Origin of the sequence: Bacillus sp. IS1, from assembly GCF_032461585.1 — a bacterium.
Classification (GTDB): Bacteria; Bacillota; Bacilli; order Bacillales; family Bacillaceae; genus Bacillus; species Bacillus velezensis.
Window position 1 is genome coordinate 635,006 of record NZ_JAWCWR010000001.1, and the last position, 22,128, is coordinate 657,133.

The following is a 22,128-nucleotide window of genomic DNA, read 5'->3' on the forward strand; positions in this document are numbered from 1 at the left end:
GAATAAAAGTCTAGACTACTAAGCAGTTTTTTTTCATGTTATGATAGACATCGGCTTACACATGACACCTTGAGTAGGATGAGAGATGATTCTCGTTCTGCTCTCTTTTTTGGGCGTTAATCGGGCCAGAGCCAAAGTCCGCTCTTTCAAAAATATGAATTTTTTATAAATCGATCTCAATATGTTGTGTTTTTCTGAGAGGTTAGTATACTATATATAGTGTTAAGAGATTCATTATTTTTGATAGGTCGTGATAAGGATGGTTCAAATCATATTTGATTCAAAGACAGGGAATGTTCAGCGTTTTGTGAATAAAACAGACTTTCAGCTGATCCGCAAGGTGGACGAAACGGACCACGTGGACACTCCGTTTGTTTTGGTCACCTACACGACAAACTTCGGCCAGGTACCGGCATCAACACAATCATTTCTCGAAAAATACGCCCATCTCTTATTAGGAGTCGCTGCGAGCGGCAACAAAGTATGGGGCGATAACTTTGCAAAAAGCGCCGATACCATTTCAAGACAATATCAGGTGCCGATCTTGCACAAATTTGAACTCAGCGGCACATCTAAAGACGTTGAATTGTTTACTCAGGAGGTAGAAAGACTTGTCACAAAATCAAGTGCCAAAATGGATCCAGTTAAATAACGAAATCATGATCCAACAAGATGGAAAATTCCAGTTTGATAAAGATAAAGAGGCTGTACATAGCTATTTTGTTGACTATATCAATCAAAACACAGTTTACTTTCACGATTTAAAAGAGAAGCTGGATTATTTGATTGAAAACCAATACTACGAAGAGGAATTCTTAAGCCTTTACTCTTTTGAAGACATTAAAGAAGTGTTTAAGACAGCTTACGCAAAGAAGTTTCGTTTTCCTTCCTTCATGAGTGCGTTTAAATTTTATAATGACTATGCTTTGAAAACGAATGACAAGAAAAGAATTCTCGAGCGTTATGAGGACCGAATCTCAATCGTCGCGCTGTTCTTCGCAAACGGCGACACTGAGAAAGCAAAAGAATATGTAAACCTGATGATCAACCAGGAATATCAGCCGAGTACACCGACATTTTTGAATGCCGGCAGAAAACGCCGCGGAGAACTGGTGAGCTGCTTCTTGCTCGAAGTCAATGATTCCTTAAACGATATTTCACGGGCGATCGATATTTCCATGCAGCTGTCTAAATTGGGCGGCGGGGTTTCTCTTAATCTGTCCAAGCTTCGCGCGAAAGGCGAAGCGATTAAAGATGTTGAAAACGCCACAAAAGGTGTTGTAGGCGTCATGAAGCTTCTTGATAATGCGTTCCGTTACGCTGACCAAATGGGCCAAAGACAAGGCTCAGGCGCGGCGTATTTAAATATTTTCCACCGCGATATCAATGATTTTCTTGATACGAAAAAGATTTCTGCGGATGAAGATGTGCGCGTCAAAACGCTTTCTATCGGTGTCGTCATTCCGGATAAGTTCGTTGAGCTTGCACGTGAGGATAAAGCGGCTTATGTATTCTATCCGCATACGATTTATAAAGAATACGGCCAGCATATGGACGAAATGGACATGACGGCGATGTATGAAGAGCTTGTCGACAACCCGCGTGTCAAAAAAGAAAAAGTGAATGCACGCAAATTGCTTGAAAAGCTTGCCGTTCTCCGTTCTGAGTCAGGTTATCCGTACATTATGTTCCAGGATAACGTAAACAAAGAGCACGCAAATAACCACGTATCAAAAGTGAAATTCTCGAACCTTTGCTCTGAAGTGCTTCAGGCGTCACAGGTTTCGGCTTACACAGATTATGACGAGGAAGACGAAATCGGCTTGGACATTTCCTGCAACCTTGGTTCATTAAATATTTTGAATGTCATGAAACATAAATCGATTGAGCGCACGGTGAAACTCGCGACGGATTCCCTGACTCATGTATCTGAGACGACGGATATCCGCAACGCGCCGGCAGTCAGACGCGCGAACAAAGCGATGAAGTCGATCGGTTTAGGCGCCATGAACCTTCACGGCTACCTGGCCCAAAACGGCATCGCGTATGAAAGCCCGGAAGCAAGAGATTTCGCGAATACGTTCTTTATGATGGTGAACTTTTATTCCATCCAGCGTTCAACTGAGCTTGCGAAAGAAAAAGGCGAAACGTTTGAGCATTATGAAGGCTCCACTTATGCAACGGGAGAATATTTCAATAAATACATCGAAAAAGAATTCTCACCGGCATACGAAAAAATCGCTGCGCTCTTTGAAGGCATGCACATTCCGACAATCGAAGACTGGAAAGAGCTGAAGGCGTTTGTCGCTGAAAACGGCATGTACCACAGCTACAGACTGTGCATCGCGCCGACAGGCTCCATTTCCTACGTCCAATCCAGCACGGCGTCCGTTATGCCGATCATGGAACGGATCGAAGAAAGAACATACGGAAATTCAAAAACGTATTACCCGATGCCGGGGTTAGCGTCTAATAACTGGTTCTTCTACAAAGAAGCTTATGATATGGACATGTTCAAAGTGGTGGATATGATCGCGACAATCCAGCAGCATATCGATCAGGGAATCAGCTTTACCCTGTTTTTGAAAGATACGATGACAACTCGTGATCTGAACCGTATTGATCTGTATGCCCACCATAGAGGCATCAAAACCATTTACTATGCAAGAACGAAAGATACCGGGCAGGACAGCTGTCTTTCTTGTGTCGTTTGATTAAAGGAGAGTTTACAGTGACAAAAATTTATGACGCAGCAAACTGGTCAAAGCATGAAGATGATTTCACCCAAATGTTTTACAACCAAAACGTAAAGCAGTTTTGGCTTCCGGAAGAGATCGCATTAAACGGCGATCTTCTCACTTGGAAGTATTTGGGAAAAAATGAGCAGGATACGTACATGAAGGTGCTCGCCGGCCTGACACTGCTTGATACAGAGCAGGGGAACACGGGCATGCCGATTGTGGCCGAGCACGTCGAAGGCCATCAGCGAAAAGCGGTTCTTAATTTCATGGCGATGATGGAAAACGCGGTGCACGCAAAATCATATTCAAATATTTTTATGACGCTTGCTCCGACTGAAACGATTAATGAAGTATTTGAATGGGTTAAACAAAATAAATATTTGCAGAAAAAAGCGCAAATGATTGTCGGGCTTTACAAAGCCATTCAAAAAGATGATGAAATTTCACTGTTCAAAGCGATGGTTGCTTCCGTCTATCTGGAAAGCTTCCTTTTCTACAGCGGTTTCTATTATCCGTTATATTTCTACGGACAAGGAAAACTGATGCAAAGCGGTGAGATCATTAACCTGATCCTTCGTGACGAAGCGATTCACGGCGTGTATGTCGGTCTCCTTGCTCAGGAAATTTATAATAAACAGACAGAAGAGAAAAAAGCAGAGCTTCGTGAATTTGCGATTGACCTTCTGAATCAGTTATATGAAAATGAGCTTGAATATACAGAGGACTTGTACGATCAAGTCGGACTCTCACACGATGTAAAGAAATTCATCCGCTATAACGCCAATAAAGCTTTGATGAACTTAGGGTTCGATCCTTACTTTGAAGAAGAGGATATCAATCCGATCGTATTAAACGGATTAAACACCAAAACAAAATCACATGATTTCTTCTCCATGAAAGGGAACGGCTACAAAAAGGCGACGGTAGAACCGATTAAGGACGAAGATTTTTATTTTGGCCAAGATGAAGAGCAGATATAATATCTGCTCTTTTGGCTTGAATGGAGAGGTAAGACAGGAGGAACGGGCATGAATAAAATGGATGAAATCATCTTGGCTGCACCGCGGAGTGACGTCTTTCAAAACGAAATGCTGACATTTCAGGGAGTCAACAGTGAGGATGAACGTATCGTAAACATTATGGCTCAAATTGAGGCGCATTTTTTTGAAATCAGAAGAGGCGACGCGGAAGAGGACCCGCGATTTAAACAGCCGATTCCGTATGTCGTCATCCGCCGCGATGATGAGGTGTTTGTGTATGAACGGCTTGCGGGCGGAGGGGAATCGCGCCTCCATAATAAGCTTTCTCTCGGTTTCGGCGGACACATGAACCCTATGGAAGGGGCGGCTTCGTTTTCGGAAGTGCTGAAACAGAATACCGACCGGGAGCTGGCGGAAGAACTGTACATTCGCGAGGAGGACAAACTAAACATTGTCACACTCGGCCTGATCAATGATGATGAAAACGATGTAGGGAAGGTGCATATCGGCATCCTTTCTGCGCTCCAGTTAGCGTCTGCGGCACAAGTCGAAGTGAAAGAAAAAGATCAAATCGCCGGGCGCTGGATGAAACTGAGCGAACTGAAAGAGGAAAATGTGTATCAGCGTCTTGAAGCTTGGTCTCAGTTTGTCGCCGATATACTTCAATAACAAAAAACCCCCGTTCGTCCCAAAAAAGGGAGAGCAGGGGTTTTTTCATTTAGTCTTGCACAATGAAGGCATCAAATCCGGCTTTTTCGGCCCGTGCTGCCAACGCTTCAGCATAATCTTTGGAAGAGAATGCGCCGATCTGCACTTTAAATAAGCCGCCTTTTGGAAGCACAATCGCGTCAAAACCTTTAGACACCGCATCGGCGGCAAGCGCATCAGCATTTGCTTTCACTTTGAATGCGCCGATTTGCACTTTATATAAGTCAGCCTTTTTTTTTAGACCGAAAGCTTGCTCCAAGCCCTTTGCATGTCCTCTTGCAAGGCTTTCAATAAAACTGGCTGTTTTCAGTTTGTTTGCATCAGCTGACGTATCAACAAAACCATTCTCCGTCAAAATCGCCGGCATACTTGTCTCCCGCAGCACATGGAAGTTAGCTGTTTTTTTTCCTCGGTCATTAAAACCTGATGCTTGAATCACTTGCGTGTGGACGGCTGATTGGTAAGTCGAGGTCGGCGCTCCGACACCGGGGTAAATATAGCTTTCGAATCCGGTTCCGCCTCCTGAGTTAATATGAATGGATAAAAAATAATCTGCGCCCCAGCTGTTGGCGGCATCCGTTCTTTCCGTCAGGCTGACCGTCTTATCGCTTGTCCTGCTCATCAAGACAGAAACTCCTTCATACTCATTCGTCAGAATCGTGCGCAAAGCCAGCGCGATCTCCAGCGTGACCGCTTTTTCCTGAAGTCCGTTTCCGGTTGCACCTGAATCAGTTCCGCCATGACCGGGGTCTATAAAAATTTTAACCATTCTCCATCACCTCATTACAGCATATGATGATATTCAAAAGGTGCTTGTACGGCTGTCATTCATGAAAAAAATGAGAAACACACCCAACATTTCCCGGAAAATAAAAATAAATGGTTTGTCCTCCCGTTTCTGTTGAATACAATAAGAAATGAAAAATATTTCTCGGGAAAGCGCAGGATTCAACATCATTCCCGAAGAGAACGGAAAAAGTGACAGATAAAGAGGAAAACGGACCTCATGATGATAGGCGGATGTCACGGAACCGCTTCATCATGAGTAAGATAAAGAGAGAACAGAGAGGTGAGCATGTTGGAGCGCGCTGTAACCTATAAAAATAACGGACAAATTAACATCATTCTTAATGGACAAAAGCAAGTGCTGACAAATGCGGAAGCTGAGGCGGAATATCAGGCCGCCCTGCAAAAAAATGAAGCCAAGCACAGCATTCTGAAAGAAATTGAAAAAGAAATGAACACATTAGTGGGTATGGAAGAAATGAAACGCAACATTAAAGAAATTTACGCGTGGATATTCGTCAACCAAAAACGGGCCGAACAAGGGCTGAAAGTCGGAAAACAAGCTCTTCATATGATGTTCAAAGGGAACCCCGGCACCGGGAAAACCACCGTCGCGAGACTGATCGGCAAGCTTTTCTTCGAAATGAACGTGCTTTCCAAAGGACATCTGATCGAAGCGGAACGTGCCGATCTGGTCGGTGAATACATCGGACACACGGCGCAAAAAACGAGAGATCTGATTAAAAAATCGCTCGGCGGCATTTTATTCATTGATGAAGCATACTCACTTGCAAGGGGCGGAGAAAAGGATTTCGGTAAAGAGGCGATTGATACGCTTGTCAAGCATATGGAAGACAAACAGCATGAATTTATTCTGATCCTGGCAGGGTACTCGAGAGAAATGACACATTTCCTGTCATTAAATCCCGGCCTGCAATCGCGTTTCCCTATCAGCATCGATTTTCCGGATTACTCTGTCACTCAGCTGATGGACATCGCAAAGCGCATGATAGCAGAGCGGGAGTATCAATTAAGCCAGGAAGCCGAGTGGAAGTTAAAAGATTACTTAATGACAGTGAAAAGCACGACAAGCCCCATTAAATTCAGCAACGGGCGCTTTGTCAGAAACGTGATTGAAAAATCGATCCGCGCTCAGGCTATGAGACTTTTAATGGGAGACCAATACTTAAAAAACGATTTAATGACGATCAAGAGCCAGGATTTACTTATAAAAGATGAGGCGGCAGCTCACGAATAGGCCTCTCAGCCGGTCTGAGGGGTCTCTTTTTTATTTCTCTCTTTAAAACCCGCCGGATGTGTGGTATACGCCCTGCGGGTTTGGTATGATAGTACTACTGCCCAATACGACACAGAAAGGAACATCCATTTGAACGAACAGGAAGGAAAAAAAGAAACGGTCATTTTGGTCGGCTGCCAGCTTCCGCACATGACGGATGAGCACTTTGAACATTCCATGGAAGAGCTTGCTTCATTGACAAAAACGGCTGACGGAACGGTGCTGACCCGGATTACGCAAAAACGGAACAGAGCGGATGCCGCTACATATATAGGCAAGGGGAAAGTAGACGAGCTGAAGGCGCTGTGTGAAGAGCTTGAAGCGGATCTGGTCATTTTTAATGATGAACTGTCACCGAGCCAGCTTAAATCACTTGCCACTGCAATTGAAGCGAAGATCATCGACCGCACGCAGCTTATTTTGGATATTTTCGCAAAAAGGGCGAAGACGAGAGAAGGAAAGCTTCAGATCGAATTGGCCCAGCTTCAATACGCGCTGCCGCGTCTGAGCGGACAAGGAATCAATCTCTCAAGACAAGGCGGCGGAATCGGGACGAGAGGGCCCGGTGAGACAAAGCTTGAAACAGACCGGCGCCACATTAGAAACCGCATACACGAAATTAACGTGCAGCTTTCAACGGTTATCCGCCACAGAAGCCGTTATCGGGAGAGACGAAAAAAGAACGGCGTGCTTCAGGCTGCACTCGTCGGGTATACCAATGCCGGAAAATCAACATGGTTCAATCAATTAACAAGCTCAGACAGCTATGAAGAAGATCTGCTGTTTGCAACACTTGATCCGATGACGAGAAAGATGGCGCTCCCAAGCGGCTACAGCGTCCTTTTGTCTGATACGGTCGGCTTCATTCAGGATCTGCCGACGACGCTGATTGCCGCTTTCCGCTCAACGCTTGAGGAAGTGAAGGAAGCAGACTTGATCATTCATGTCATTGATTCATCCAATGAAGATTATGCCGGACATGAACAGACGGTCCTCGGTCTGTTAAAAGAGCTTGAGGCAGATGATATTCCGGTGCTGACCGCTTATAACAAACGTGATGAGACACTTCCTGACTTCATCCCGACAGCGGGAGAAGGCCACATCATGATCAGCGCCAGAATCGCCGGGGATGAAGCAAAACTAAAAGCGGAAATCGAAGTTTATTTGCGCCGGGAGCTGATGACGCCGTATGAAGTTCATGTGCCTGCCGCCGAAGGCAAATTGATGTCACGCATCAAATCAGAGACCATGATCGACAGCCTTTATTTTAATGAAGAAAATGAACGCTACGAAGTCTCAGGTTATGTACAGGAAGAACAAAGCATACTCGGAGAACTGAAGAAATTCATGTAAGGAAGGTATACACAACATGTTTGACACACTGACCCACGGCGCTCTTTTACAAAAAACCGCCGAAGAAACAGAAGCGGAAATCTCCGCCGTTCATAAAAGAATAGAAGAAATCAGTGAACGGAATGAATGGAGAGTCCTGCAAAGCTACAGAACACATAAAGTAAGCGATACGCATTTTACGCCTTCAACCGGATACGGTTATGACGATATCGGACGAGATACACTGGAGAAGATCTATGCTGATGTGTTCGGAGGAGAGGCGGGACTCGTGCGGCCTCAAATCATTTCCGGAACGCATGCGATTTCAATCGCGCTCTTCGGTGTGCTGAGACCCGGGGACGAATTGCTTTATATTACAGGCAAGCCTTACGATACACTTGAGGAAATCGTCGGAGTAAGAGGCGGGGAGTATTCAGGCTCGCTTAAGGAATTTCAAATCGGATACAATGCAGTCGATTTAACATCAGAAGGCAGAGTGGACTTTGAAGCGGTCCGGGCTGCAATCCGGCCGAATACAAAAGTGATCGGCATCCAGCGTTCAAAAGGATATGCGAATCGTCCGTCTTTCAGAATAAATGAAATTGAAGAGATGATTCGTTTCGTAAAGGAAATCAAAGAAGATGTCATTGTTTTTGTGGACAATTGCTACGGAGAATTTGCAGAAGAGCGGGAACCCTGCCACGTCGGAGCGGATCTTATGGCCGGCTCCCTGATTAAAAACCCGGGCGGCGGCCTTGCTAAAACGGGCGGCTATCTTGTAGGGAAAGCCAAGTGGATTGAGGCCTGCTCTTACCGGATGACCTCCCCGGGAATCGGAAGTGAAGCCGGGGCTTCGCTTTATTCACTGCAGGAAATGTATCAAGGTTTCTTTCTCGCTCCGCATGTAGTGGCGCAAAGCTTGAAGGGAGCGGTATTTACCGCCCGTTTTCTTGAAAAGCTCGGCTTTACGTCAAACCCTGCATGGAATGCGCCGAGAACGGATCTGATTCAATCAGTTGAGTTTCAGGACCCTGAAAAGATGATCGCTTTTTGCCAGGCGATACAATATGCTTCACCGATTAATGCGCATGTGACGCCTTATCCGAGCTATATGCCGGGATATGAAGACGATGTCATTATGGCAGCGGGCACTTTCGTACAGGGAGCAAGCATTGAATTATCAGCAGATGGACCTATCAGACCGCCTTATGTGGCGTATGTCCAAGGAGGATTAACCTACGCGCACGTGAAAAATGCGATTTGCAGCGCCGTAAATGCTTTAATGGAAAAAGAGCTGATCTAGGCCGTTTGCAATTTTCAAAGAATTTGATGTTAAGATTCCTTACATTGTGTTGACACAAAATATAACATCACCTATAATGAGACTAAGATAAGAAAAGGAGGAAATTGAGATGAGTGATAACATTCGCCGCTCAATGCCTTTATTTCCAATTGGGATTGTCATGCAGTTAACAGAACTTTCTGCCCGGCAAATTCGATATTATGAGGAAAATGGATTGATATTTCCAGCGAGAAGCGAAGGAAATAGACGATTATTTTCATTCCATGATGTAGATAAACTGTTAGAAATCAAAAATCTGATTGAACAAGGCGTCAATATGGCGGGGATCAAACAAATTCTGGATAAGGCATCTGCCGAACCGGAAGAAAAATCCGAAAAAACCGCCAAACCGATGAAGCACGATCTGTCTGATGACGAACTCAGAAAGCTTCTGAAAAACGAACTGATGCAGGCAGGCCGTTTCCAGCGGGGAAATACTTTCCGCCAAGGTGACATGTCCCGATTCTTTCATTAATCCGTTAGCAACTGTTTTGCTATATACATTTACCTTTTAGAGGAGGAGTTTTACGAAATGGCAAAGTACACAAGAGAAGACATCGTAAAATTAGTAAATGAGGAAAACGTAAAGTATATCCGCCTTCAGTTCACAGACATTCTCGGAACGATTAAAAACGTGGAAATTCCTGTGAGCCAGCTTGAAAAAGCACTTGATAATAAATGCATGTTCGACGGTTCTTCCATCGAAGGTTTCGTCCGTATCGAAGAGTCTGATATGTACTTATATCCTGATCTGAACACATTTGTAATCTTCCCATGGACTGCTGAAAAAGGTAAAGTAGCACGCTTCATCTGTGACATTTACAATCCGGACGGCACGCCGTTCGAAGGTGACCCGCGTAACAACCTCAAACGGATTCTGAAAGAAATGAAAGAACTCGGTTTCAGCGATTTCAATCTTGGACCTGAGCCTGAATTCTTCCTGTTTAAATTAGATGAAAAAGGCGAACCGACGCTTGAATTGAACGATAAAGGCGGATACTTCGACCTGGCTCCGACTGACTTGGGAGAAAACTGCCGCCGCGATATCGTGCTTGAGCTTGAAGAAATGGGCTTTGAAATCGAAGCATCTCACCATGAAGTTGCTCCGGGTCAGCACGAAATCGATTTTAAATATGCCGGTGCCATCCGTTCTTGTGACGACATCCAAACTTTCAAACTGGTTGTCAAAACGATCGCCCGCAAACACGGTCTGCATGCGACATTCATGCCAAAACCGCTGTTCGGCGTAAACGGTTCCGGTATGCACTGTAACCTATCACTCTTTAAAGATAGCGTTAACGCATTCTTTGATAAAGACGCTGATCTTCAGCTGAGTGAAACAGCAAAACATTTCATTGCCGGTATCGTAAAACACGCGACAAGCTTTACGGCTGTCACAAACCCGACAGTGAACTCTTACAAACGCCTTGTTCCGGGCTATGAAGCACCTTGCTACGTGGCTTGGAGCGCGCAAAACAGAAGCCCGCTGATCCGTATCCCGGCTTCCCGCGGCATCAGCACGCGTGTTGAAGTCCGCAGCGTAGACCCGGCGGCAAACCCGTACCTGGCGTTAAGCGTATTGCTTGCAGCAGGCCTTGACGGAATCAAAAACAAACTTGAAGCACCGGCTCCGATTGACCGCAACATCTACGTCATGAGCAAAGAAGAGCGCATGGAAAACGGCATCGTAGATCTTCCGGCGACACTGGCGGAAGCTCTCGACGAATTCAAATCAAACGAAGTCATGGTTGCAGCGCTCGGCGAGCACCTGTTCGAACACTTCATCGAAGCAAAAGAAATCGAATGGGATATGTTCCGCACACAGGTTCATCCGTGGGAGCGCGAACAGTATATGTCTCAGTATTAATCTCTCAATCCCTTGGCACTATTGGTGTCAGGGGATTTTTTGGTTTCTTAACAAGTTTAATATCTTAATATAAATCAAGTATCACCCACAAAACACCCACAAGATGATGGAAGTGCTTATCATTTTATAAGTCAGTCAGGTGACACAGGGGGTTTTTACTTAACGTCTGTCGAAGCAGTCGGCAATTACAACATGGTATGTCCTTTGGTCGGTTTTAAATTCTCTGAAAAAAGAGTTGAAAAAGCAGAAAAGATTTTATAATATGAAATCAAGTTAGTTTGTTCGGTCAACAAACTAATGAAACCCGCTTTAATTATCCATCATGTAAAGGTCTTAAATGGGAGGGGATAAGAGGCTCGATTTAATTGGAGGTATATAAAAAGCGAAAGCCAAGCTTTTATCCTGTTCACTGCTATCTGATCACCATTTGGATGTTGAAAATGCTCTGTGAAAGTAAACCGCTGTCATTTTTTGAAAGCGCTTTTATATGCCGCTCACTGGCCGATAAAATTGAAGAAATGTTATACCATTTCATCATGTTCCTTATGTAAAGGATCGAAAAGGGGAGGAAATCATGCTCAGTGAAAATGTAAAGAAGATCAGCATGGTTGAAAAAGTTGGATATGCGTCTGGAGATTTTGCATGTAATTTAATTTATGCAACAGTGTCTACGTATCTTTTGTTCTTCTATACAGATGTTTTTGGTTTATCGGCAGCAGCAGCCGGTACGATGTTTTTAGTGGTTAGAATCATCGACGCTCTCGCTGATCCTTTTATCGGAACAATAGTTGACAGAACAAATAGCAGGTTTGGCCGCTTTAGACCGTATCTTTTATTCGGAGCTTTTCCCTTTGTCATATTGGCAATACTCTGTTTTACAACCCCGGATTTTTCGGATATGGGGAAATTAATATATGCCTATATCACCTATGTCGGCTTATCGCTTACATACACAATGATAAACGTGCCATATGGCGCGTTAACATCTGCAATGACCAGAAATAATCAAGAAGTTGTTAGTATAACGTCTGTCCGTATGTTATTTGCGAATCTTGGGGGACTTGTCGTTGCATTTTTTGTTCCCTTACTGGCTGCTTATTTAAGCGATACTTCCGGCAGCGAATCTCTTGGCTGGCAGCTAACCATGGGTATTATGGGAGTTATAGGCGGGTGCCTTTTAATCTTTTGTTTTAAAAGCACAAAAGAGCGTGTCACGCTTCAAAAATCCGAAGAAAAAATTAAATTTTCGGATATATTTGAGCAATTTCGTGTGAATCGTCCTCTAGTTGTATTAAGTATTTTCTTTATTATTATTTTTGGAGTGAATTCAATCAGTAATTCGGTTGGCATCTATTACGTAACGTATAATTTAGAAAGAGCGGATTTGGTGAAGTGGTACGGTTTGTTGGGAAGTTTGCCTGCTTTGGTCATTTTACCGTTTATTCCAAAGCTTCATCAATTATTAGGGAAGAAGAAATTACTAAACTATGCATTATTACTGAATATGATCGGCCTCTTAGCTTTACTTTTCGTTCCGTCAAGTAATGTATTCCTCATACTTTCCTTTCGATTACTGGCCGCTGCCGGAAGTCTCACTGCCGGGGGATATATGTGGGCGCTTATTCCTGAAACAATAGAATATGGAGAGTATAAGACCGGGAAAAGAATGGGCGGTCTCATATACGCTATTATCGGATTTTTCTTTAAATTCGGCATGGCCTTGGGAGGGGTTGTACCGGGTTTGGTTCTAGATCAGTTTGGATATGTGGCAAATCAGGTGCAAACGCCGGAGGCATTGACGGGAATTTTAATTACAACAACCATTATTCCCGTGTTCTTACTGGTTCTGGCCATGATTGATATTAATTTCTATAACTTAGATGAGAAAAAATATAAAAGCATGGTTCGAGAATTAGAGAATAGAGATAAAGTTTATTTGGATCATATTGACGATTTCAAAGCTTAAAACATGATGAGTCAACAGAAAATAGCTGAGGAGGAGTTCAAAATGAAGATTATCAATCCAGTACTTAAAGGATTCAACCCCGATCCGAGTATTTGCAGGGTTGGAGAGGATTATTATATCGCTGTATCTACATTTGAGTGGTTTCCGGGAGTCCAGATACACCACTCAAAAGATTTAGTCAATTGGCACTTAGTTGCACATCCATTACAGAGAGTATCGCAATTAGACATGAAAGGAAATCCTAATTCAGGCGGGGTCTGGGCGCCATGTTTAAGTTACAGTGACGGAAAGTTTTGGCTGATCTATACGGATGTTAAGGTCGTAGATGGCGCCTGGAAAGATTGCCACAATTATTTAGTGACTTGTGACACGATTAATGGTGAGTGGGGGGAGCCGATCACATTAAACAGCTCGGGTTTTGATGCTTCTTTGTTCCATGATACGGATGGAAAAAAATATTTATTAAATATGTTATGGGATCAGCGTATTGATCGGCACTCCTTTGGAGGTATTGTCATGCAGGAATATTCTGATAAGGAGCAAAAACTAATCGGTAAACCGAAAGTGATATTTAAAGGAACTGAAAGAAAGCTGACAGAAGCGCCGCACCTTTACCGTATCGGGAACTATTATTATTTATTAACCGCAGAAGGAGGAACGCGGTTCGAACATGCTGCTACAATTGCCCGTTCTGCAAATATTGAGGGTCCATATGAAGTTCATCCTGATAATCCTATCTTAACGTCATGGCATGCGCCGGAAAATCCGCTGCAAAAATGCGGACATGCATCCATTGTACAAACACATACAGATGAGTGGTATTTAGCTCATTTAACGGGACGTCCCATTCATCCGGACAATGATTCAATTTTTCAGCAGAGAGGATATTGTCCTCTGGGCAGAGAAACTGCTATTCAAAAGCTCTATTGGAAAGATGGCTGGCCTTATGTAAAAGGCGGAAAAGAAGGGAGCTTGGAGGTGGATGCGCCTTCTATACCTGAAACAATGTTTGAAGACACGTATCCGGAAGTTGATGAATTTGAGGATGCAACATTAAATATTAATTTTCAAACGTTAAGAATTCCGTTTACGGAGAAATTAGGATCATTAACTCAAGTGCCAAATCATTTACGATTATACGGCCATGAATCCTTAACTTCGACATTTACTCAGGCATTTGTAGCCAGACGCTGGCAAAGTCTCCATTTTGAAGCCGAAACTGCTGTTGCGTTCTATCCGGAAAATTTTCAACAAGCCGCTGGATTGGTGAACTATTACAATACAGAGAACTGGACGGCTCTTCAAGTCACGTATGATGAAGAACTTGGCCGTATTCTTGAATTAACGATATGTGATAACTTCTCTTTTTCACAACCGTTAAAAAATAAAATTGTGATTCCTCGTGAAGTCAAGTATGTCTATTTAAAAGTGAATATTGAAAACGAAAAATATTATTATTTCTATTCATTTAACAACGAAGATTGGCACAAAATTGACATTGCATTGGAATCGAAAAAATTATCAGATGATTACATCCGCGGCGGGGGATTCTTTACAGGAGCTTTTGTAGGGATGCAATGCCAAGATACGAGCGGTAATCATATTCCGGCCGACTTCAGATATTTCAGTTATAAAGAAAAATAATTAGCACATGAAAAAGGAGATTTCTATTTTAGAACTCCTTTTTCATATTAGAAGGTGCCTATGTCAGTATTGATTCAGAAATACTCATAGAATAAAAAAACCCATCTTTAAAGATGAGCGTAAAACATAGAAGTATGTACATTTCAGTTATGAACCATGTCGAGAAAATGATCAATCACAATTGAGGACATTCCTAGAGCAGGGGCATTTTTTCCTAAGATAGATGGTAATAATTCATAGCTATTGTCTAGTTGGGAATAAACCCTGGAAGACACTTCACTTTTAATTGAATGTAAAACCATAGGATGCGATTCAATGATGCTGTTTCTTAAAATGACGGCTTGCGGATTAAATGTATTTAAAATATTGGTCAGGCCTATTCCTAAATAGAAACCAAAATTTTGTAATGCCTGTAAAGTTCCAACATCATTCAGATGGGCGAGGTCTATGATATCTTGGCTGGACACTTTTTTCTCTTTCGTCTGAAGAGATGTTAATAAAGCCTTCTCTGAAGCATACAATTCCCAGCAGCCTCGGTTTCCGCAGCTGCATTTAGGACCCTTAAAGTCTATTGTCATATGTCCCATTTCTCCAGAGAATCCGCCAACCCCTCTATATAAATGATTGTTGATTATAACGCCGATTCCTATTCCTGTACCGATACTTGCATAAATCATGTTATCGTGATTTTTTGCCGCACCAAATACTTTTTCTCCATATGCGCCGGCATTTGCCTCATTTTCAATAAAAACGGGCACATTGAACTTCTCTCGGATGAAAGATTTTAAGTCAATATCTCTCCAGTTGGAGTTCGGAGCAAAAACAATTTTTTGATTTTTGTCAATCAGCCCGGGCGCGCATATCCCTATACCAATAAGACCGTATGGAGATTGCGGCATATTTGCAATAAAGTGATGAATCATCTCAATTAAAATATCTTTAGTGATTTCTGGAGAATTGCATTCCAAATGATGGTGTTGATCAAGGACGATCGTCCCTTCAAGATCTGTTAAAATGCCATTAACATAATCCACGCCAACATCTATTCCTACGGAGTATCCTGCTTTTTTATTAAAAACAAGCATGACAGGTCTTCTGCCGCCGCTGGATTGTCCCTGACCTATTTCAAATACGAGGTTTTCTTTCATTAAAGTGTTTACCTGTGACGAAACAGTTGATTTATTTAATCCGGTCATTTCAGATAATTTTGCTCTTGAAATAGGAGAATTCTTAAGTATTTCGTTTAGTAATAACTTTTGGTTAACTTTTTTGACAAAGGCTTGATCAGCGATATCCACTTCATCCACTCCATTTGTATAATCTTTAAATTAAGTTGAACGTTCTGTGTTATCGTGCGAAACGCAGTACATAGCGAATCCAACCTTTATTATATCTAATGTGTTCGTAAAAAACTAAAAAAAATATTGAAAATACTGATGAGGTTATATAAGATGAAAATAAGTTAGTTTGTTTGGGCAACAAACTAATGTGCAACATGACATAAAAGCATTTGTATTTGAATGATCATGTTTAGAATTTATTTTTAAGGGGGAAATCACACATGGCTCACTCTCATTCCGGTTCAGTCAACTATTTTGAAAGCGCAAACAAAGTGATTTACGAAGGGAAAGAATCCACGAATCCTTTAGCATTTAAATACTATAATTCTCAAGAAGTAATTGGCGGAAAAACGATGAAGGAGCATTTGCGATTTTCTATTGCCTATTGGCATACATTTACCGCTGACGGAACAGACATTTTTGGCGCAGCTACGATGCAGAGACCGTGGGATCACTATAAAGGCATGGATCTGGCGAGAGCGAGGGTAGATGCAGCGTTTGAGCTGTTTGAAAAACTGGATGCGCCATTTTTTGCTTTTCATGACCGGGATATCGCACCGGAAGGAAGTACGTTAAAAGAGACAAATCAAAATCTGGATATAATCGTGGACATGATAAAAGACTACATGAGAACCAGCGGCGTTAAGTTATTATGGAATACTGCAAACATGTTTACGAATCCCCGTTTCGTCCATGGTGCGGCGACTTCTTGTAATGCAGATGTATTTGCGTATGCCGCAGCCCAAGTAAAAAAAGGATTAGAAACAGCAAAAGAGCTTGGCGCGGAGAACTATGTATTTTGGGGCGGACGTGAAGGGTACGAAACTTTGTTAAATACCGATTTAAAATTTGAGCTTGATAATATGGCCAGATTTATGCATATGGCAGTGGATTATGCGAAGGAAATCGGGTATACAGGGCAGTTTTTGATTGAACCAAAACCAAAAGAGCCGACCACCCATCAATATGATACGGACGCAGCAACAACCATTGCCTTTTTAAAGCAATATGGCTTAGACAATCATTTTAAATTAAATCTCGAAGCCAATCATGCCACATTAGCCGGGCATACATTCGAACATGAATTACGCATGGCGAGAGTGCATGGCCTGCTTGGCTCTGTTGACGCGAATCAGGGTGATCCCCTTTTAGGCTGGGACACAGATGAATTTCCGACAGATTTATATTCTGCGACATTAGCAATGTACGAAATCCTGCAAAATGGCGGTCTTGGAAGCGGCGGATTAAACTTTGACGCAAAGGTCAGAAGATCTTCTTTTGAGCCTGATGATTTACTATATGCCCATGTTGCAGGGATGGATACATTTGCAAGAGGGTTGAAAGCCGCCCACAAATTAATCGAAGATCGTGTGTTTGAAGATGTGATTCAACACCGTTACCGCAGTTTTACTGAAGGGATTGGTCTTGAAATTGCAGAAGGAAGAGCTGATTTTAAGACACTTGAGCAATATGCGCTGAACAATCAGCCAATTAAAAACGAATCAGGGAGACAGGAGCGGTTAAAAGCGATATTAAACCAATACATTTTACAGGTATAATGAAAAAAGAAGCTCCAGATCCCGCTGTAAAAAGATGCAGGCAGCCAAGTTCCCGGAATTGCCCGTCATGAAGTTACTGTTATGGCGGGTCATTTCAATGGGGATCTATTTAGAGAGGAAGGAGTGAAAAAATGAAGTATGTCATTGGAATAGATCTTGGAACGAGTGCCGTTAAAACCATTTTAGTCAATCAAAACGGCAAGGTTTGTGCAGAAACGTCCAAAAGTTACCCGCTCATCCAAGAGAAGGCGGGATATAGTGAGCAAAATCCTGAAGACTGGGTGCAGCAAACAATTGAAGCATTGGCTGAATTGATTTCGATATCCAACGTTCAAGCCGGGGATATTGACGGGATTAGCTATTCGGGACAAATGCATGGGTTAGTACTGCTTGACCAAGATCGGCGGGTGCTGCGTCATGCGATTCTATGGAATGATACCAGAACGACGCCTCAATGTAGCAGGATAACCGAGACATTTGGCGATCATCTGCTTGATATCACAAAAAACCGTGTTCTTGAAGGGTTTACATTACCTAAAATGTTATGGGTGAAGGAACATGAGCCTGAACTTTTTAACAAAACCGCTGTTTTTTTGCTTCCGAAAGACTATGTGAGATTCCGCATGACTGGCGCCATTCACACCGAATACTCCGATGCGGCGGGAACGTTACTTTTACATATGACCCGCAAAGAGTGGAGCGATGAGATTTGCAATCAATTTGGTATTTCAGCGGAAATTTGTCCTCCGCTTGTTGAATCCCATGACTGTGTAGGATCGCTGCTTCCGAGCGTTGCGGCGAAGACAGGGCTGTTGGAAAAAACAAAAGTGTACGCTGGGGGAGCAGATAATGCTTGTGGTGCTGTCGGAGCCGGTATTCTTTCTTCCGGAAAAACATTATGCAGCATTGGGACGTCAGGAGTCATACTTTCCTGTGAAGAAGACAAAGAAAGAGATTTTAAAGGGAAAGTGCACTTTTTTAATCATGGAAAAAAGGATTCTTTTTATACGATGGGGGTCACGCTCGCTGCAGGGTACAGCTTGGACTGGTTTAAAAGAACGTTTGCGCCAAACGAATCGTTTGAACAATTATTGCGGGGGGTGGAATCTGTTCCGATAGGAGCAAATGGACTGCTGTACACTCCTTACTTAGTCGGTGAAAGAACGCCGCATGCTGATTCATCTATTCGGGGAAGCTTGATCGGAATGGACGGAGCCCATAAAAGAGAGCACTTTTTGAGGGCGATAATGGAAGGCATCACATTCTCTTTATATGAATCAATTGAGCTATTCCGCGAAGCGGGAAAATCAGTTGATACGGTTGTCTCTATTGGCGGGGGAGCTAAAAATGAAACGTGGCTTCAAATGCAAGCTGATATTTTCAATACGAGGGTGGTTAAGTTAGAGAATGAACAAGGTCCCGCCATGGGGGCTGCGATGTTAGCTGCCTTCGGAAGCGGGTGGTTTGACTCTCTTGAAGAATGTGCAGAGCAGTTCATTCATGAAGCAGCTGCATTTTATCCAAAAGAACAAAATGTTCAAAAATATAAAACACTATTCGAGTTGTATAAGAACATTTACGTTCACACAAAAGATCTCAATACAGCTTTAAAGAGCTTTAGACAAAAATGAAGAAAGAACCTCGCCAAATTGGCCAGGTTCTTTTTATATTGCACAAAAACAGACACGGTGATATAATCAGAACACGCGTGCTTTTTGTGTGAAAAGTCATAGTTATCCATCATATATTATGATTATATCATGCTGAAAAGCTCTTGTCAAATTTTTTTGAAGGGGAGATATAGAATGAGTTCTTTGGTTCTCGGCATTCACGAAATTGAAAAAACACAGCCTTTGCTCGTTGGAGGAAAAGGGTTACATTTAGGGGAATTATCAAAAATTCAAGGAATACAAGTACCGGAAGGATTTTGTGTCACAACCGCAGGATATCAAAAAGCCATTGAACAAAATGAAACATTACAAGCGCTGTTGGATCAACTGACCATGCTGAAAGTGGAGAATCGGGATCAAATTGGTGAAGTCAGCAAAAAAATCCGGCAAACCATTATGGAAACAGAAATTCCTTCAGATGTAGTCAAAGCAGTTGCTTGCCATCTCTCCCGGTTCGGCGAAGAACATGCCTATGCCGTACGTTCCAGTGCGACAGCTGAGGATTTACCGCATGCCTCTTTTGCCGGTCAACAAGACACCTATTTAAATATTACCGGCGTCGATGCGATCTTGCAGCATATCAGTAAATGTTGGGCGTCCCTATTTACGGATCGCGCGGTCATTTACCGTATGCAAAATGGATTTGATCACAGCCAAGTTTATTTATCCGTTATCATCCAAAGGATGGTGTTCCCTCAGGCTTCGGGAATTTTATTTACCGCTGATCCGATAACCGGAAACCGAAAGCTGCTATCCATCGATGCCGGTTTTGGACTTGGTGAAGCACTTGTCTCCGGCTTAGTCTCTGCCGATTGTTATAGAGTACAGGACGGGCAAATCGTCGATAAGAGAATAGAAACTAAAAAATTGGCTATCTATGGACGAAAAGAAGGCGGAACAGAAACACAGGAGATCGCTCTTGATCAGCAAAAGATTCAAACACTGACTGATGAACAAATTTTACAGCTGGCACGTATCGGGAGACAGATCGAAGCTCATTTCGGCCAGCCGCAAGATATCGAATGGTGTTTGGACCGCGATACTTTTTATATTGTCCAAAGTCGTCCGATCACAACGTTATACCCCGTTCCTGAAGCGAACGATCAAGAAAATCACGTCTATATCTCTGTTGGTCATCAGCAAATGATGACGGATCCCATAAAACCCCTTGGATTGTCTTTTTTTCTGTTGACGACTGCTGCACCCATGCGTAAAGCCGGCGGAAGGCTATTCGTTGATGTCACACATCAACTGGCATCTCCTAATGTCAGAGAAGTTTTCTTAAAAGGCATGGGGCAGCACGATCCGCTCTTAAAAGACGCACTTATGACCATAATAGAGCGAGATGATTTCATTAAGCCGATACCTGATAAAACGGCACCGATTCCCGGCAAAGGCAATGCAGATATGCCGGAACAAGCTGGAAACGATCCGGCAATTGTTTCTGATTTGATTAAGAGCAGTCAAGCATCGATAGAAGAGTTAAAACAAAACATCCAGACGAAATCAGGATCTGATTTATTTCGTTTTATTTTGGAAGATATCCAGGAATTAAAGAAGATTCTATTTAACCCGAAAAGTTCGGTGTTGATTCGAACTGCAATGGATGCTTCATCATGGATTAACGAAAAAATGAACGAGTGGTTAGGTGAAAAAAACGCAGCAGATACGCTTTCTCAATCTGTACCCCATAATATTACCTCAGAAATGGGGCTTGCGCTATTGGACGTCGCCGATGTGATCCGCCCTTATCCAGAAGTAATTGCCTATTTAGAGAATGTAAAAGATGATCACTTTTTGGATGGGCTGGTGACGTTTGAAGGCGGGCGGGAAACCCATGACGCTATCTATGCTTATCTCAACAAGTACGGAATGCGATGTGCCGGAGAAATTGATATGACAAGAACTCGATGGAGCGAAAAACCAACTGCACTTGTCCCTATGATTCTTAATAATCTCAAAAACTTTGAGCCAAATGCCAGCCAGCGGAAATTTGAGCAAGGGCGGCAGGAGGCGTTGAAGAAAGAACAAGAGTTATTAGACCGATTGAAGCAATTACCGGATGGTGAACAAAAAGCCAAAGAAACCAAACGAATGATCCGCATCATCCGGAACTTCAGCGGGTTCAGAGAATATCCAAAATACGGCATGATCAGCCGCTACTTCGTTTATAAGCAGGCTTTACTGAAAGAAGCCGAACAACTCGCAGAAGCGGGCGTTATTCATGAAAAAAAAGACATATACTATCTCACTTTTGAAGAACTTCAGGAAGTCGTACGCACACATAAATTGGATTACCAAATCATCAGCACACGAAAAGGCGAGTATAAAGTATATGAAAAACTATCTCCGCCGCGTGTTATCACGTCTGACGGTGAAATCGTTACAGGCGAGTACAAACGAGAAAACCTCCCGGCCGGAGCGATTGCAGGGCTGCCCGTTTCCTCGGGAGTCATAGAGGGGCGGGCACGGGTTATTTTAAACATGGAAGATGCCGATTTGGAAGATGGAGATATATTAGTTACCTCCTATACTGATCCCAGCTGGACGCCATTGTTTGTATCCATAAAAGGCCTGGTCACTGAAGTTGGCGGACTGATGACCCATGGAGCGGTTATCGCGCGTGAATACGGCTTACCTGCAGTTGTTGGAGTTGAAAATGCAACCCAATTGATAAAAGATGGGCAGCGAATCCGCGTTCATGGAACAGAAGGCTCTATTGAAATATTATAATAGCGGGGGTGTGCAGCACGTCACCAGATATTTCCCGCATTTTACTAAGAAAAGCCGGAACCTCTTAGAGGAGGAATCCGGTTTTTTTATGTGAAAATGACTTAATGTGTGAACACCGCATTTTGTGGGTGAACCCTTTTTATATGAGTGTGGAAGGCCGCTA

At 43.0% G+C, this 22,128-nt stretch carries 16 protein-coding genes; 14 read left to right on the forward strand and 2 right to left on the reverse strand.

The window, feature by feature from the left end; translation table 11 throughout:
- Window positions 1-259: 259 nt before the first annotated feature.
- From nrdI to RUW00_RS02775, 4 genes are read left to right on the forward strand one after another with little or no spacing between them, the layout of a single operon-like run.
- A complete protein-coding gene (gene nrdI, locus RUW00_RS02760; protein ID WP_014417834.1) occupies window positions 260-652 on the forward strand; it encodes a class Ib ribonucleoside-diphosphate reductase assembly flavoprotein NrdI in 393 nt (130 codons plus the stop codon).
- Window positions 612-2,714, forward strand: a complete 2,103-nt coding sequence (gene nrdE, locus RUW00_RS02765; protein WP_315956466.1) for a class 1b ribonucleoside-diphosphate reductase subunit alpha — start codon at window positions 612-614, stop codon at window positions 2,712-2,714. Before nrdI ends, nrdE begins: the two co-directional genes overlap by 41 nt.
- A 17-nt stretch (window positions 2,715-2,731) precedes the next feature.
- Window positions 2,732-3,721, forward strand: coding sequence for a class 1b ribonucleoside-diphosphate reductase subunit beta (nrdF, locus tag RUW00_RS02770; protein WP_012117608.1), 990 nt, complete (start codon window positions 2,732-2,734; stop codon window positions 3,719-3,721).
- Between the two features lie 48 nt (window positions 3,722-3,769).
- The gene (locus RUW00_RS02775; RefSeq protein ID WP_088056504.1) at window positions 3,770-4,390 is read left to right on the forward strand and encodes a hypothetical protein; all 621 of its coding nucleotides are present in this window, start codon (window positions 3,770-3,772) and stop codon (window positions 4,388-4,390) included.
- Between the two features lie 49 nt (window positions 4,391-4,439).
- Here the strand turns inward: RUW00_RS02775 and RUW00_RS02780 are convergent, their stop codons facing one another.
- The gene (locus tag RUW00_RS02780; protein WP_095272100.1) at window positions 4,440-5,198 is read right to left on the reverse strand and encodes an N-acetylmuramoyl-L-alanine amidase; all 759 of its coding nucleotides are present in this window, start codon (window positions 5,196-5,198) and stop codon (window positions 4,440-4,442) included.
- Between the two features lie 306 nt (window positions 5,199-5,504).
- Here RUW00_RS02780 and spoVK point away from each other — a divergent pair, with 306 nt between their 5' ends.
- The 7 genes from spoVK (at window position 5,505) to xynB (ending at window position 14,663) form a co-directional block, all read left to right on the forward strand.
- A complete protein-coding gene (gene spoVK / locus RUW00_RS02785) occupies window positions 5,505-6,473 on the forward strand; it encodes a stage V sporulation protein K (protein ID WP_015417523.1) in 969 nt (322 codons plus the stop codon).
- 129 nt (window positions 6,474-6,602) lie between these two features.
- Window positions 6,603-7,865: a GTPase HflX gene (hflX, locus tag RUW00_RS02790; RefSeq protein ID WP_280145112.1), complete on the forward strand. Its 1,263-nt coding sequence runs from the start codon at window positions 6,603-6,605 to the stop codon at window positions 7,863-7,865.
- Window positions 7,866-7,881: 16 nt separating this feature from the next.
- Complete coding sequence (locus tag RUW00_RS02795) at window positions 7,882-9,147, forward strand: methionine gamma-lyase family protein (protein ID WP_095272105.1); 1,266 nt, start codon at window positions 7,882-7,884, stop codon at window positions 9,145-9,147.
- A 109-nt stretch (window positions 9,148-9,256) separates the two neighbouring features.
- Window positions 9,257-9,661 carry a transcriptional repressor GlnR gene (glnR, locus tag RUW00_RS02800; RefSeq protein ID WP_007611631.1) on the forward strand — a complete coding sequence of 135 codons (405 nt, stop codon included), beginning with the start codon at window positions 9,257-9,259 and terminating at the stop codon, window positions 9,659-9,661.
- 57 nt (window positions 9,662-9,718) lie between these two features.
- Window positions 9,719-11,053 (forward strand): type I glutamate--ammonia ligase, encoded by a 1,335-nt coding sequence (gene glnA / locus RUW00_RS02805; RefSeq protein WP_007410365.1) that lies wholly within the window; start codon window positions 9,719-9,721, stop codon window positions 11,051-11,053.
- A 574-nt stretch (window positions 11,054-11,627) separates the two neighbouring features.
- Window positions 11,628-13,019, forward strand: a complete 1,392-nt coding sequence (locus tag RUW00_RS02810; RefSeq protein WP_021493442.1) for an MFS transporter — start codon at window positions 11,628-11,630, stop codon at window positions 13,017-13,019.
- A gap of 42 nt (window positions 13,020-13,061) precedes the next feature.
- Window positions 13,062-14,663 (forward strand): xylan 1,4-beta-xylosidase, encoded by a 1,602-nt coding sequence (xynB, locus tag RUW00_RS02815; RefSeq protein WP_095272108.1) that lies wholly within the window; start codon window positions 13,062-13,064, stop codon window positions 14,661-14,663.
- A 143-nt stretch (window positions 14,664-14,806) separates the two neighbouring features.
- On the opposite strand, the gene xylR is transcribed toward xynB, so the two are convergent.
- Window positions 14,807-15,961: a transcriptional repressor XylR gene (gene xylR / locus RUW00_RS02820; RefSeq protein WP_095272110.1), complete on the reverse strand. Its 1,155-nt coding sequence runs from the start codon at window positions 15,959-15,961 to the stop codon at window positions 14,807-14,809.
- Between the two features lie 263 nt (window positions 15,962-16,224).
- Between xylR and xylA the strand changes: the two genes are divergently transcribed.
- The 3 genes from xylA to ppsA all read left to right on the forward strand — a co-directional run bounded on the left by xylA (window position 16,225) and on the right by ppsA (window position 21,965).
- Complete coding sequence (xylA, locus tag RUW00_RS02825; RefSeq protein ID WP_021493439.1) at window positions 16,225-17,562, forward strand: xylose isomerase; 1,338 nt, start codon at window positions 16,225-16,227, stop codon at window positions 17,560-17,562.
- Between the two features lie 131 nt (window positions 17,563-17,693).
- A complete protein-coding gene (gene xylB / locus RUW00_RS02830) occupies window positions 17,694-19,193 on the forward strand; it encodes a xylulokinase (protein ID WP_095272113.1) in 1,500 nt (499 codons plus the stop codon).
- 174 nt (window positions 19,194-19,367) lie between these two features.
- A complete protein-coding gene (ppsA, locus tag RUW00_RS02835) occupies window positions 19,368-21,965 on the forward strand; it encodes a phosphoenolpyruvate synthase (RefSeq protein ID WP_280145113.1) in 2,598 nt (865 codons plus the stop codon).
- The last annotated feature ends 163 nt before the right edge of the window (window positions 21,966-22,128 follow it).

Bases quoted from the DNA above. Each gene is read 5' to 3' on its own strand.
- nrdI (WP_014417834.1), top strand. From the start codon at position 260: ATGGTTCAAATCATATTTGATTCAAAGACAGGGAATGTTCAGCGTTTT.
- RUW00_RS02795 (WP_095272105.1), top strand. From the start codon at position 7,882: ATGTTTGACACACTGACCCACGGCGCTCTTTTACAAAAAACCGCCGAA.
- RUW00_RS02780 (WP_095272100.1), bottom strand. From the start codon at position 5,198: ATGGTTAAAATTTTTATAGACCCCGGTCATGGCGGAACTGATTCAGGT.
- xylB (WP_095272113.1), top strand. From the start codon at position 17,694: ATGAAGTATGTCATTGGAATAGATCTTGGAACGAGTGCCGTTAAAACC.
- RUW00_RS02810 (WP_021493442.1), top strand. From the start codon at position 11,628: ATGCTCAGTGAAAATGTAAAGAAGATCAGCATGGTTGAAAAAGTTGGA.
- xylA (WP_021493439.1), top strand. From the start codon at position 16,225: ATGGCTCACTCTCATTCCGGTTCAGTCAACTATTTTGAAAGCGCAAAC.
- RUW00_RS02775 (WP_088056504.1), top strand. From the start codon at position 3,770: ATGAATAAAATGGATGAAATCATCTTGGCTGCACCGCGGAGTGACGTC.
- glnR (WP_007611631.1), top strand. From the start codon at position 9,257: ATGAGTGATAACATTCGCCGCTCAATGCCTTTATTTCCAATTGGGATT.
- glnA (WP_007410365.1), top strand. From the start codon at position 9,719: ATGGCAAAGTACACAAGAGAAGACATCGTAAAATTAGTAAATGAGGAA.
- spoVK (WP_015417523.1), top strand. From the start codon at position 5,505: ATGTTGGAGCGCGCTGTAACCTATAAAAATAACGGACAAATTAACATC.
- xynB (WP_095272108.1), top strand. From the start codon at position 13,062: ATGAAGATTATCAATCCAGTACTTAAAGGATTCAACCCCGATCCGAGT.
- ppsA (WP_280145113.1), top strand. From the start codon at position 19,368: ATGAGTTCTTTGGTTCTCGGCATTCACGAAATTGAAAAAACACAGCCT.